This is a genomic window from Vibrio sp. Isolate32 (genome assembly GCF_022397955.1).
Lineage (GTDB): Bacteria > Pseudomonadota > Gammaproteobacteria > Enterobacterales > Vibrionaceae > Vibrio.
In genome coordinates this window covers 79,409-89,510 of record NZ_JAKEUQ010000022.1, presented here as the reverse complement: position 1 = coordinate 89,510, position 10,102 = coordinate 79,409, and the positions used below count along the sequence as shown (strand labels likewise).

Genomic DNA, 10,102 nt, shown 5'->3' with positions numbered 1-10,102 from the left:
GCCAGAGCGTGCAGTTGATCAACCGTTCCTACTACCAATCGAAGACGTATTCTCGATCCAAGGTCGTGGTACTGTTGTAACTGGTCGTATCGAGCGTGGTATCCTACGTGTAGGTGACGAAGTAGAAATCGTTGGTATCAAAGAGACTACTCTTACTACTTGTACTGGTGTTGAAATGTTCCGTAAGCTGCTTGACGAAGGTCGTGCAGGTGAGAACGTTGGTGCACTACTACGTGGTACTAAGCGTGATGAAGTTGAACGTGGCCAAGTACTATCTGCTAAAGGTTCTATCAACCCACATACTAAGTTCGAGTCTGAAGTATACGTACTTTCTAAAGATGAAGGCGGCCGTCACACTCCTTTCTTCAAAGGTTACCGTCCACAGTTCTACTTCCGTACAACTGACGTAACAGGCGACATTACTCTACCAGAAGGCGTAGAAATGGTAATGCCAGGTGACAACGTTCAAATGACTGTTGAGCTAATCGCTCCAATCGCAATGGACGAAGGTCTACGTTTCGCAATCCGCGAAGGTGGTCGTACAGTTGGTGCTGGTGTTGTAGCTAAAATCTTTGCTTAATAGCATTTAGATTTTTGCATTCTCTTCATTAGAAGAGCACGCATCAAAAAAAGGGGAGCTTCGGCTTCCCTTTTTTATTTTGGTTATAAGGGAAATTCGCAACACGTAATATCCTCAGCTCAGATTACGATTTAAATACAGTTATTTACTTAGCGGCTTAAGTCACTCACTTCAGCTCTCTTCCCTTCAAAGCGGTTTAGGCTCTCTTTTCGACAAAACACTATAACCAATCGGTATAAACATACAGAAACTTTAACTAGTAATAAGAATGATTTCTTTTTATATTTAACCTCAAGTTAAGGGGGTAGGTTTTAATATGTACGTTTGTTTATGCCATGGGGTCTCGGACAAGAAAATCCGCAAGTTGGTATTAGAAGAGGGCATTACTGACATTAAAGGAATTAAAAAATGTACAGCAATTGGCAGTCAATGCGGCAAGTGTGTACGTTCAGCAAAAGAAGTCATTAACGATACTGCGAAAGACCTGTTCAAACAGGCAGGTTAGTTTTGCCCAAAGGGCATTAGCTTTTTGACACTTCTCGATTTGGTTCTACAGTTAGAAGAGCCAAAGAGGAGGGCTATGTCATGAAAGGCGATCCAATCATCATTCAACATCTCAATAAAATTCTTGGTAACGAACTCGTTGCAATAAACCAATACTTCTTGCATGCTCGAATGTACAAAGATTGGGGTTTAAAGCATCTTGCTGATAAGGAATACCACGAATCTATCGACGAAATGAAACATGCCGACCATCTAATAGAACGCATACTATTTTTAGAAGGCCTCCCAAACCTTCAAGATCTTGGAAAGCTCAAAATTGGTGAAGATACTGAAGAGATGCTTCAGTGTGATTTGTCTCTTGAGATGGAAGCGATACCTGATTTGAAAAATGCCATCGCGTACGCAGAAGATATTCACGACTATGTGTCGCGAGACTTGTTTCAAGACATCCTGGAAGACGAAGAAGATCATGTCGATTGGTTAGAAACCCAACTCGGTTTAATCAAAATGACTGGGATCCAAAATTATCTACAAGCTCAATATGTGGATGAAGACGAAGGCTAAAACTTAGCAATTAAAAGAGGTAACAGCTGAGGCTTAAACTGAGCTGTTACCTTGCTTACAATTTTCGACTGTAGGGCACTACCGCGCAATCAAAACTCCCCACTTATCCCCTCAAATCGATTCTGCGATTATTTTTCAAACACAGCTTGCAAGTTAAAGTGTGATCTGTATAATGCATCGAACTGGCTTAAGCTGGTTGTGAACCAATGAGCACTGAGGAGTAGGTTTTACCTAGTAATGTATACTCAGCTTATGTTCGCGGTTAATAAAAATAGTAAACTTCTTGTTTGCTTCAAAAGTTAACTGACAATGCGTCCTAATTTTGGATGCTACGGTTTCACATAAATCAATCGGCATTCTCTCGTTTTATCGGGTTTGAGTGGCGATATTGTTTGTGTAATTTTTAATAATTGGAGCTCTGTCTCATGCAGAACCAACGTATTCGTATCCGCCTTAAAGCGTTTGATTACAAGCTAATCGATGCTTCAACTGCGGAAATCGTTGAAACAGCAAAACGTACTGGCGCCCAGGTTCGTGGTCCTATTCCACTACCTACTCGTAAAGAGCGTTTCACTGTTCTTACCTCTCCACACGTCAACAAAGATGCACGTGACCAGTACGAAATTCGTACTCACAAGCGTTTGATCGACATCGTTGAGCCAACAGATAAAACTGTTGATGCTCTAATGCGTCTTGATCTTGCAGCTGGCGTTGATGTTCAAATCAGCCTAGGTTAAGGGAGATAAGAATAATGATTGGTCTAGTCGGACGTAAAGTGGGTATGACCCGCGTATTTACTGAAGAAGGCGTTTCTATCCCAGTAACTGTTGTTGAGGTTGAAGCGAACCGTATTTCTCAAGTTAAAACTCTTGAGACAGACGGCTACGCAGCAATCCAAGTAACTACTGGTGCTAAGAAAGCTAACCGTGTAACTAAACCTGAAGCTGGTCACTTCGCGAAAGCGGGTGTAGAAGCAGGTCGCGGTCTTTGGGAATTCCGTTTAGAAAACGGCGAAGAGTTTGAAGTTGGCGCTGAGCTAAACGTAGAACTTTTCAACGAAATTAAAAAAGTAGACGTTACTGGTACATCTAAAGGTAAAGGCTTCCAAGGCGCTATCAAGCGTTGGAACTTCTCTACTCAAGATATGACTCACGGTAACTCTTTGTCTCACCGCGCACCGGGTTCAATTGGCCAATGTCAAACTCCAGGCCGCGTGTTTAAAGGCAAGAAAATGGCAGGTCACATGGGTGCTGAGCGTGTAACGACTCAAAACCTAGAGATCGTACGTGTTGACGCTGAGCGCAATCTACTCCTTATTAAAGGTGCAGTACCGGGCTCAACAGGCGGAAACGTGATCGTAAAACCTGCTGTTAAAGCATAACGTCTAGGAGTAAGTAATGGAATTGATGGTTAAAGGTGCTGATGCACTAACTGTTTCCGAGACTACTTTCGGACGTGACTTCAACGAAGCTCTTGTACACCAAGTAGTTGTTGCATATGCAGCAGGTGCTCGTCAAGGTACTCGTGCTCAAAAGACTCGTTCTGAAGTATCTGGCGGTGGCGCTAAGCCATGGCGTCAAAAAGGTACTGGCCGCGCACGTGCTGGTACAATTCGTAGCCCAATCTGGCGTACAGGTGGCGTTACTTTTGCTGCGAAACCACAAGATCACAGCCAAAAAGTAAACAAAAAAATGTACCGCGGTGCTATGAAGAGCATTCTTTCTGAGCTAGTTCGTCAAGAGCGTTTAATCGTTGTTGATAACTTCTCTGTAGAAGCACCAAAAACAAAAGAACTTGTAGCTAAGCTTAAAGAGCTTGAGCTAAGCGACGTTCTGATTGTTACTGGCGAAGTAGATGAAAATCTATTCTTAGCTGCTCGTAACCTATACAAAGTAGACGCACGTGATGTTGCTGGTGTTGATCCAGTATCACTAATCGCTTTCGACAAGGTTCTAATGACTGCTGACGCAGTTAAGCAAGTTGAGGAGATGCTAGCATGATCACTGAAGAGCGTATCTTAAAAGTTCTACGTGCTCCGCACATCTCTGAAAAAGCAACTATGGCAGCTGAGAAAGCGAACACTATCGTTTTCAAAGTAGCTAAAGATGCAACTAAGAAAGAGATCAAAGCAGCTGTAGAAAAGCTATTTGAAGTTGAAGTTAAGTCTGTAAATACTCTTGTATTAAAGGGTAAGACCAAACGTCAAGGTATGCGTGAAGGCCGTCGTTCAGACGTTAAGAAAGCCTACGTTACTTTGAAAGAAGGTCAAGATCTTGACTTCGTTGGCGGCGCGGAATAACAGGAGTAGTAAAAATGGCTATTGTTAAATGTAAGCCGACTTCCCCTGGTCGTCGTCACGTCGTTAAAGTTGTTAACGCTGACCTGCACAAGGGTAAGCCATACGCACCACTTCTAGAGAAAAACTCTAAGAACGGTGGTCGTAACAACAACGGTCGTATTACAGTACGTCACATCGGTGGTGGTCACAAGCACCATTACCGTCTGATTGACTTCAAACGTACTAAAGATGGCATCCCAGCGAAAGTTGAGCGTCTAGAATACGATCCAAACCGTAGTGCTAACATCGCTCTAGTTCTGTACGCAGACGGTGAGCGTCGTTACATCATTGCACCTAAAGGTGTTAACGCAGGTGACCAGATCCAATCTGGTGTAGATGCGCCAATCAAAGCAGGTAACACTCTGCCGATGCGCAACATCCCAGTAGGTTCTACTGTACACTGTGTTGAACTTAAGCCTGGTAAAGGTGCTCAACTAGCTCGTTCGGCTGGTGCTTATGCTCAAATCATCGCTCGCGATGGTGCATACGTAACTATCCGTCTACGTTCTGGTGAGATGCGCAAAGTACTTTCTGAAGGTCGTGCAACGATCGGTGAAGTTGGTAACTCTGAGCATATGCTACGTGAACTTGGTAAAGCTGGTGCTTCACGCTGGCGCGGCGTACGTCCAACCGTACGTGGTGTAGTAATGAACCCGGTGGATCACCCACATGGTGGTGGTGAAGGCCGCACATCTGGTGGTCGTCACCCAGTTTCTCCTTGGGGCGTTCCTACTAAGGGCTTCAAGACTCGTAAGAACAAGCGCACTGACAAGTACATCGTACGTCGTCGCACTAAATAATTTATAAAGAGGAATCGCCATGCCACGTTCTCTCAAGAAAGGTCCTTTTATTGACCTACACTTGCTGAAGAAGGTAGAGAAAGCGGTGGAAAGCGGAGACAAAAAGCCTATTAAGACTTGGTCCCGTCGCTCAATGATCATCCCAACAATGATTGGTTTGACCATCGCTGTCCATAATGGTCGTCAGCACGTTCCAGTTTTCGTTACCGAAGAAATGATCGGTCACAAACTGGGCGAATTTGCACCAACTCGTACTTATCGCGGTCATGCTGCAGATAAGAAAGCTAAGAAGAAATAAGGAGTAGATGATGGAAGCTTTAGCTAAACATAACTTTGCTCGTATTTCTCCACAGAAAGCTCGCTTAGTTGCAGACCAAATTCGCGGTAAGTCGGTAGACCAAGCTCTAGAAATTCTAACTTTCAGCAACAAAAAAGCTGCTGTATTGGTTAAGAAGGTTCTTGAGTCAGCTATCGCTAACGCGGAACATAACGAAGGTGCAGATATCGACGATCTAAATGTCGCTAAAATCTTCGTAGATGAGGGCCCTATCATGAAGCGTATTATGCCTCGTGCTAAAGGTCGTGCGGATCGTATCTTGAAGCGTTCAAGCCACATCACTATTGTTGTAGCAGATCGCTAAAGACTAGGAGAGTAAGCAATGGGTCAGAAAGTACATCCTAATGGTATTCGTCTTGGCATCGTTAAGCCTTGGAATGCTACATGGTTTGCTAATACCAACGAATTCGCTGACAACCTAGACGGCGACTTCAAGGTACGTCAGTTCCTTACCAAGGAACTACAAAAAGCATCATTATCTCGTATCGTTATCGAGCGTCCAGCTAAGAGCATCCGTGTGACTATTCACACTGCTCGCCCTGGCGTTGTTATCGGTAAGAAAGGTGAAGACGTAGAGAAGCTACGCGCAGCTGTAGCTAAAATCGCAGGTGTACCAGCGCAAATTAACATCGCTGAAGTACGTAAGCCTGAGCTAGATGGTCAGCTTGTAGCTGATAGCATCGCGTCTCAACTAGAGCGTCGTGTTATGTTCCGTCGTGCAATGAAGCGTGCGGTACAAAATGCTATGCGTCTAGGCGCTAAAGGCATCAAAGTACAAGTAGGCGGCCGTCTTGGCGGTGCTGAAATCGCACGTTCTGAGTGGTACCGTGAAGGCCGTGTGCCTCTACACACTCTACGTGCAGACATTGATTACGCAACTTCTTCGGCTCACACTCAATACGGTGTGATCGGCATTAAAGTTTGGATCTTCAAAGGTGAGATTCTAGGCGGTATGCCAGCTGCTAACGCAGTAGAGCCAAAAGGCGATAAGCCTAAGAAGCAGCGTAAAGGCCGTAAGTAAGGAGTCGAACGATGCTACAACCAAAACGTACTAAGTTCCGCAAGGTTATGACTGGTCGTAACCGTGGTCTAGCTAAAGGTACTGAAGTAAGCTTCGGCGAATTCGGTCTTAAAGCTGTTGGCCGTGGTCGTCTAACTGCACGTCAAATCGAAGCGGCACGTCGTGCTATGACACGTCACATTAAGCGTCAAGGTCAAATCTGGATTCGTGTATTCCCAGATAAACCGATTACTGAAAAGCCTCTTGAAGTTCGTCAAGGTAAAGGTAAAGGTTCAGTAGCGTACTGGGTTGCTCAAATCCAACCTGGCAAAGTTATGTACGAAATGAATGGCGTACCTGAAGAGTTGGCACGTGAAGCGTTCCGCCTAGCGGCACGTAAACTGCCTGTTAAAACTACTTTTGTAACTAAGCAGGTGATGTGATGAAAGCACAAGATCTACGCGAAAAGAACGTTGAAGAGCTTAACGCTGAGCTATTGAATTTGCTACGTGAACAGTTCAACTTGCGCATGCAAGCTGCGACTGGTCAGCTTCAGCAAACTCATACTCTAAAAGCTGTACGCCGTGATATCGCACGTGTGAAAACTGTTTTGACCGAAAAGGCAGGCGCATAATGAGCGAAACTAACCGCATCCAGCAAGGCCGTGTAGTAAGTGACAAGATGGATAAGTCTATCGTTGTTGCTATCGAACGTACTGTAAAACACCCAATTTACGGTAAATACGTTAAACGCACGACTAAAGTACACGCACACGACGAAGACAACACTTGTGGCCTAGGCGACAAAGTTGAAATCGCTGAGTGTCGTCCTCTGTCTAAGACTAAGTCTTGGACATTGGTTAAAGTTCTAGAAAAAGCGAAGATTTAATCTTTGTAATTCTATAACTTATAAGCGGCTCCAAATTATTTTTGGGGCCGCTTGTTTTTTGTCTACCCAATTTAAAAAAAGGGTGGTACAATTCGCGTCCCTTTTAAAGAGGCAGCCCGACCCGAGAGGGTCTAGTTTTAATATTTAGCGGAGCACTAACAATGATCCAGATGCAAAGTACACTTGACGCAGCAGATAACTCTGGCGCGCGCAAGGTAATGTGTATTAAGGTTCTGGGTGGCTCTCACCGCCGTTATGCACATATCGGTGACATCATCAAAGTTACAGTTAAGGAAGCAATTCCTCGCGGTAAAGTAAAAAAAGGTGATGTTCTGAAGGCGGTAGTAGTGCGCACCCGTAAAGGCGTTCGTCGCCCAGACGGTTCTGTCATTCGCTTCGACAGTAATGCTTGTGTATTGTTAAACGACACTACTGAGCAACCAGTCGGCACACGTATCTTTGGTCCTGTGACTCGTGAACTTCGTAACGCGAAATTCATGAAGATTGTATCACTAGCACCTGAAGTTCTGTAAGGAGCGGCAATATGGCAGCTAAAATCCGTCGTAATGACGAAGTAATCATTCTTGCTGGTAAAGATAAAGGCAAGAAAGGTAAAGTAACTAAGGTTCTGACAACTGGTAAAGTTATCGTTGAAGGCATCAACCTTGTTAAGAAACACCAAAAGCCGGTTCCGGCTCTAGGTCAACAAGGTGGCATCGTTGAACAAGAAGCAGCTATTGACGCTTCTAACGTTGCAGTTTTTAACGCGGCTACTGGTAAAGCAGACCGTATCGGTTTCCGTATCGAAGATGGCAAGAAAGTTCGTTTCTTCAAATCTAACGGCGAAACTGTTTCTAACTAATTAGAAGTAATTTGGAGTTCTACTATGGCGAAACTGCATGATTACTACAAGTCGTCTGTAGTCGCTGAGCTTACCAAAGAGTTCAGCTACACAAGCGTCATGCAAGTCCCTAGGATTGAGAAAATCACCCTAAACATGGGCGTTGGTGAAGCAATCAACGATAAGAAACTGCTAGAAAACGCAGCAGCTGATATGGCAACGATCTCTGGTCAAAAGCCACTTATCACTAAAGCGCGTAAATCTGTAGCTGGTTTTAAAATTCGTGAAGGCTACCCAATTGGTTGTAAAGTAACCTTGCGTGGTGAGCGCATGTGGGAATTTTTAGAGCGTTTAATCTCTATCGCACTTCCACGTGTACGTGATTTCCGTGGTGTTAGCGCTAAGTCTTTTGACGGTCGCGGTAACTACAGCATGGGCGTTCGCGAGCAAATCATCTTTCCGGAAATCGACTACGATAAAGTCGATCGTGTCCGCGGTCTTGATATCACTATCACGACTTCTGCGGGTTCCGATGAGGAAGGCCGAGCTCTGCTGGCTGCCTTTAACTTCCCATTCCGTAAGTAAGGGTAGGGTTACTGTTATGGCTAAACAATCAATGAAAGCACGTGAAGCTAAACGTGCAAAACTAGTAGCTAAGTTCGCTGAAAAGCGTTCTGCGCTAAAAGTTATCATTAGCGATGTAAACGCATCTGAAGAAGATCGTTGGAATGCGGTTCTTAAACTGCAATCTCTTCCACGTGATTCAAGTGCATCACGTCAGCGTAACCGTTGCAACCAAACTGGTCGTCCACACGGTTACCTACGTAAATTCGGTCTAAGCCGCATTAAGGTTCGTGAAGCTTGCATGAAAGGCGAGATTCCGGGTCTTCGTAAGGCTAGCTGGTAATTGCCACTTAATCATTTGGAGTAAATCTTATGAGCATGCAAGATCCGATTTCGGATATGCTGACCCGCGTTCGTAACGGTCAGGCAGCAAACAAAGTTGCTGTAAAAATGCCTTCTTCAAAGCTTAAAGTTGCAATTGCTGCACTACTAAAAGCTGAAGGTTACATCGTAGACTTCGCTGTTGAAGGCGAAGCAAAACCTGAGCTAGAAGTTACTCTTAAGTACTTCCAAGCTAAACCTGTAATCGAGCAAATCAAGCGTGTATCACGTCCTGGTCTAAGAGTTTATAAAAATAAAGACTCTCTACCAACAGTGATGGGCGGTCTTGGTATTGCAGTTGTTTCTACTTCCAAGGGTCTAATGTCTGACCGTGCTGCTCGTAAAGCAGGTCTTGGCGGTGAAATCATCTGTTACGTAGCTTAATAAGGAGTAGATTATGTCTCGTGTTGCTAAAGCACCTGTCGCTATTCCAGCTGGCGTAGAGGTGAAACTAAACGGCCAAGAAGTTACTGTAAAAGGTAGCAAAGGTGAGCTTACTCGCGTTCTTAACAACGCCGTAGTTATTGCACAGGAAGAAAACAACCTAACTTTCGGTCCGAAAGAAGGTGTTGCTAACGCATGGGCACAAGCTGGTACAGCTCGCGCTCTAGTTAACAACATGGTTGTGGGTGTTACAGAGGGCTTCACTAAGAAGCTAACTCTAAAGGGTGTTGGTTACCGTGCTGCTATGAAAGGCAACTCTGTAGCTCTAACTCTTGGTTTTTCTCACCCAGTAGAGCACGCTCTACCTGAAGGTATTAAAGCTGAGTGCCCTAGCCAAACTGAGATCGTTGTAACTGGTTGTGACAAGCAGCTAGTTGGTCAAGTTGCGGCTGACATTCGTTCTTACCGTGCTCCTGAACCTTACAAAGGTAAAGGTGTTCGTTACGCAGATGAAAATGTGCGTACTAAAGAAGCTAAGAAGAAGTAAGGTATCACTATGGATAAGAAAGCATCTCGCATCCGTCGTGCTACACGTGCACGTCGTAAGATTGCAGAACTTGGTGCAACTCGCCTGGTAGTACACCGTACTCCTCGCCATGTTTACGCACAAGTTATCGCGGCAAACGGCTCTGAGGTTATCGCAGCTGCTTCTACTGTAGAAAAAGCGATCCGTGAGCAAGTTAAGAACACTGGTAACGTTGATGCAGCTAAAGCAGTTGGTAAAGCTGTTGCTGAGCGCGCTCTTGAAAAAGGCGTAGCTTCAGTTGCATTCGATCGTTCTGGTTTCCAATACCACGGTCGAGTAGCGGCGCTAGCAGAATCTGCTCGCGAAGCTGGTCTGAAATTCTAAGGTAGGGTTGG

Annotated in this window: 21 protein-coding genes; all 21 read left to right on the top strand. The window is 44.8% G+C overall.

Annotated elements, in window-relative coordinates; genetic code table 11:
- The coding region (locus L1D11_RS16420) for an EF-Tu/IF-2/RF-3 family GTPase (RefSeq protein WP_239862628.1) at positions 1-580 on the top strand (580 nt) is incomplete at its 5' end.
- A gap of 316 nt (positions 581-896) precedes the next feature.
- A complete protein-coding gene (locus tag L1D11_RS16415; protein ID WP_239833909.1) occupies positions 897-1,085 on the top strand; it encodes a bacterioferritin-associated ferredoxin in 189 nt (62 codons plus the stop codon).
- 80 nt (positions 1,086-1,165) lie between these two features.
- Complete coding sequence (bfr, locus tag L1D11_RS16410) at positions 1,166-1,648, top strand: bacterioferritin (protein WP_017629803.1); 483 nt, start codon at positions 1,166-1,168, stop codon at positions 1,646-1,648.
- Positions 1,649-2,073: 425 nt separating this feature from the next.
- The gene (rpsJ, locus tag L1D11_RS16405) at positions 2,074-2,385 is read left to right on the top strand and encodes a 30S ribosomal protein S10 (RefSeq protein ID WP_004736761.1); all 312 of its coding nucleotides are present in this window, start codon (positions 2,074-2,076) and stop codon (positions 2,383-2,385) included.
- Positions 2,386-2,399: 14 nt separating this feature from the next.
- Positions 2,400-3,029 (top strand): 50S ribosomal protein L3, encoded by a 630-nt coding sequence (rplC, locus tag L1D11_RS16400; protein WP_004736763.1) that lies wholly within the window; start codon positions 2,400-2,402, stop codon positions 3,027-3,029.
- A gap of 16 nt (positions 3,030-3,045) precedes the next feature.
- Positions 3,046-3,648 carry a 50S ribosomal protein L4 gene (rplD, locus tag L1D11_RS16395; RefSeq protein WP_004738803.1) on the top strand — a complete coding sequence of 201 codons (603 nt, stop codon included), beginning with the start codon at positions 3,046-3,048 and terminating at the stop codon, positions 3,646-3,648.
- On the top strand, positions 3,645-3,947 hold the full coding sequence (rplW, locus tag L1D11_RS16390) for a 50S ribosomal protein L23 (protein WP_004736765.1): 303 nt from the start codon (positions 3,645-3,647) through the stop codon (positions 3,945-3,947). Before rplD ends, rplW begins: the two co-directional genes overlap by 4 nt.
- Before the next feature lie 14 nt (positions 3,948-3,961).
- Positions 3,962-4,786, top strand: a complete 825-nt coding sequence (gene rplB / locus L1D11_RS16385) for a 50S ribosomal protein L2 (RefSeq protein WP_017629802.1) — start codon at positions 3,962-3,964, stop codon at positions 4,784-4,786.
- A 19-nt stretch (positions 4,787-4,805) separates the two neighbouring features.
- Positions 4,806-5,084 carry a 30S ribosomal protein S19 gene (rpsS, locus tag L1D11_RS16380; protein ID WP_004736729.1) on the top strand — a complete coding sequence of 93 codons (279 nt, stop codon included), beginning with the start codon at positions 4,806-4,808 and terminating at the stop codon, positions 5,082-5,084.
- A gap of 10 nt (positions 5,085-5,094) precedes the next feature.
- Positions 5,095-5,427, top strand: coding sequence for a 50S ribosomal protein L22 (rplV, locus tag L1D11_RS16375; RefSeq protein WP_004736732.1), 333 nt, complete (start codon positions 5,095-5,097; stop codon positions 5,425-5,427).
- A gap of 18 nt (positions 5,428-5,445) precedes the next feature.
- A complete protein-coding gene (rpsC, locus tag L1D11_RS16370) occupies positions 5,446-6,144 on the top strand; it encodes a 30S ribosomal protein S3 (RefSeq protein WP_004736734.1) in 699 nt (232 codons plus the stop codon).
- An 11-nt stretch (positions 6,145-6,155) separates the two neighbouring features.
- A complete protein-coding gene (gene rplP / locus L1D11_RS16365; RefSeq protein ID WP_004736736.1) occupies positions 6,156-6,566 on the top strand; it encodes a 50S ribosomal protein L16 in 411 nt (136 codons plus the stop codon).
- The gene (rpmC, locus tag L1D11_RS16360) at positions 6,566-6,757 is read left to right on the top strand and encodes a 50S ribosomal protein L29 (protein WP_004736737.1); all 192 of its coding nucleotides are present in this window, start codon (positions 6,566-6,568) and stop codon (positions 6,755-6,757) included. The genes rplP and rpmC overlap by 1 nt, the downstream gene beginning before the upstream one ends.
- Positions 6,757-7,011: a 30S ribosomal protein S17 gene (rpsQ, locus tag L1D11_RS16355; RefSeq protein WP_004738796.1), complete on the top strand. Its 255-nt coding sequence runs from the start codon at positions 6,757-6,759 to the stop codon at positions 7,009-7,011. Before rpmC ends, rpsQ begins: the two co-directional genes overlap by 1 nt.
- Before the next feature lie 161 nt (positions 7,012-7,172).
- On the top strand, positions 7,173-7,544 hold the full coding sequence (gene rplN / locus L1D11_RS16350; protein WP_004738793.1) for a 50S ribosomal protein L14: 372 nt from the start codon (positions 7,173-7,175) through the stop codon (positions 7,542-7,544).
- 11 nt (positions 7,545-7,555) lie between these two features.
- Positions 7,556-7,873 carry a 50S ribosomal protein L24 gene (rplX, locus tag L1D11_RS16345; protein ID WP_004738792.1) on the top strand — a complete coding sequence of 106 codons (318 nt, stop codon included), beginning with the start codon at positions 7,556-7,558 and terminating at the stop codon, positions 7,871-7,873.
- A 24-nt stretch (positions 7,874-7,897) separates the two neighbouring features.
- Positions 7,898-8,437, top strand: a complete 540-nt coding sequence (gene rplE, locus L1D11_RS16340) for a 50S ribosomal protein L5 (RefSeq protein WP_004738790.1) — start codon at positions 7,898-7,900, stop codon at positions 8,435-8,437.
- A gap of 16 nt (positions 8,438-8,453) precedes the next feature.
- The gene (gene rpsN / locus L1D11_RS16335; RefSeq protein ID WP_004738789.1) at positions 8,454-8,759 is read left to right on the top strand and encodes a 30S ribosomal protein S14; all 306 of its coding nucleotides are present in this window, start codon (positions 8,454-8,456) and stop codon (positions 8,757-8,759) included.
- Between the two features lie 29 nt (positions 8,760-8,788).
- Positions 8,789-9,181: a 30S ribosomal protein S8 gene (rpsH, locus tag L1D11_RS16330; protein WP_004738788.1), complete on the top strand. Its 393-nt coding sequence runs from the start codon at positions 8,789-8,791 to the stop codon at positions 9,179-9,181.
- 13 nt (positions 9,182-9,194) lie between these two features.
- On the top strand, positions 9,195-9,728 hold the full coding sequence (gene rplF, locus L1D11_RS16325; protein ID WP_004738786.1) for a 50S ribosomal protein L6: 534 nt from the start codon (positions 9,195-9,197) through the stop codon (positions 9,726-9,728).
- A gap of 9 nt (positions 9,729-9,737) precedes the next feature.
- On the top strand, positions 9,738-10,091 hold the full coding sequence (gene rplR, locus L1D11_RS16320; protein WP_004738784.1) for a 50S ribosomal protein L18: 354 nt from the start codon (positions 9,738-9,740) through the stop codon (positions 10,089-10,091).
- The last annotated feature ends 11 nt before the right edge of the window (positions 10,092-10,102 follow it).

Bases quoted from the DNA above. Each gene is read 5' to 3' on its own strand.
- rplD (WP_004738803.1), top strand. From the start codon at position 3,046: ATGGAATTGATGGTTAAAGGTGCTGATGCACTAACTGTTTCCGAGACT.
- rplX (WP_004738792.1), top strand. From the start codon at position 7,556: ATGGCAGCTAAAATCCGTCGTAATGACGAAGTAATCATTCTTGCTGGT.
- rpsQ (WP_004738796.1), top strand. From the start codon at position 6,757: ATGAGCGAAACTAACCGCATCCAGCAAGGCCGTGTAGTAAGTGACAAG.
- rpsC (WP_004736734.1), top strand. From the start codon at position 5,446: ATGGGTCAGAAAGTACATCCTAATGGTATTCGTCTTGGCATCGTTAAG.
- L1D11_RS16415 (WP_239833909.1), top strand. From the start codon at position 897: ATGTACGTTTGTTTATGCCATGGGGTCTCGGACAAGAAAATCCGCAAG.
- rpsJ (WP_004736761.1), top strand. From the start codon at position 2,074: ATGCAGAACCAACGTATTCGTATCCGCCTTAAAGCGTTTGATTACAAG.
- rpsH (WP_004738788.1), top strand. From the start codon at position 8,789: ATGAGCATGCAAGATCCGATTTCGGATATGCTGACCCGCGTTCGTAAC.
- rpsS (WP_004736729.1), top strand. From the start codon at position 4,806: ATGCCACGTTCTCTCAAGAAAGGTCCTTTTATTGACCTACACTTGCTG.
- rplC (WP_004736763.1), top strand. From the start codon at position 2,400: ATGATTGGTCTAGTCGGACGTAAAGTGGGTATGACCCGCGTATTTACT.
- rplN (WP_004738793.1), top strand. From the start codon at position 7,173: ATGATCCAGATGCAAAGTACACTTGACGCAGCAGATAACTCTGGCGCG.
- rplP (WP_004736736.1), top strand. From the start codon at position 6,156: ATGCTACAACCAAAACGTACTAAGTTCCGCAAGGTTATGACTGGTCGT.
- rplV (WP_004736732.1), top strand. From the start codon at position 5,095: ATGGAAGCTTTAGCTAAACATAACTTTGCTCGTATTTCTCCACAGAAA.
- rpmC (WP_004736737.1), top strand. From the start codon at position 6,566: ATGAAAGCACAAGATCTACGCGAAAAGAACGTTGAAGAGCTTAACGCT.
- rplB (WP_017629802.1), top strand. From the start codon at position 3,962: ATGGCTATTGTTAAATGTAAGCCGACTTCCCCTGGTCGTCGTCACGTC.
- bfr (WP_017629803.1), top strand. From the start codon at position 1,166: ATGAAAGGCGATCCAATCATCATTCAACATCTCAATAAAATTCTTGGT.
- rplW (WP_004736765.1), top strand. From the start codon at position 3,645: ATGATCACTGAAGAGCGTATCTTAAAAGTTCTACGTGCTCCGCACATC.
- rplF (WP_004738786.1), top strand. From the start codon at position 9,195: ATGTCTCGTGTTGCTAAAGCACCTGTCGCTATTCCAGCTGGCGTAGAG.
- rplE (WP_004738790.1), top strand. From the start codon at position 7,898: ATGGCGAAACTGCATGATTACTACAAGTCGTCTGTAGTCGCTGAGCTT.
- rplR (WP_004738784.1), top strand. From the start codon at position 9,738: ATGGATAAGAAAGCATCTCGCATCCGTCGTGCTACACGTGCACGTCGT.
- rpsN (WP_004738789.1), top strand. From the start codon at position 8,454: ATGGCTAAACAATCAATGAAAGCACGTGAAGCTAAACGTGCAAAACTA.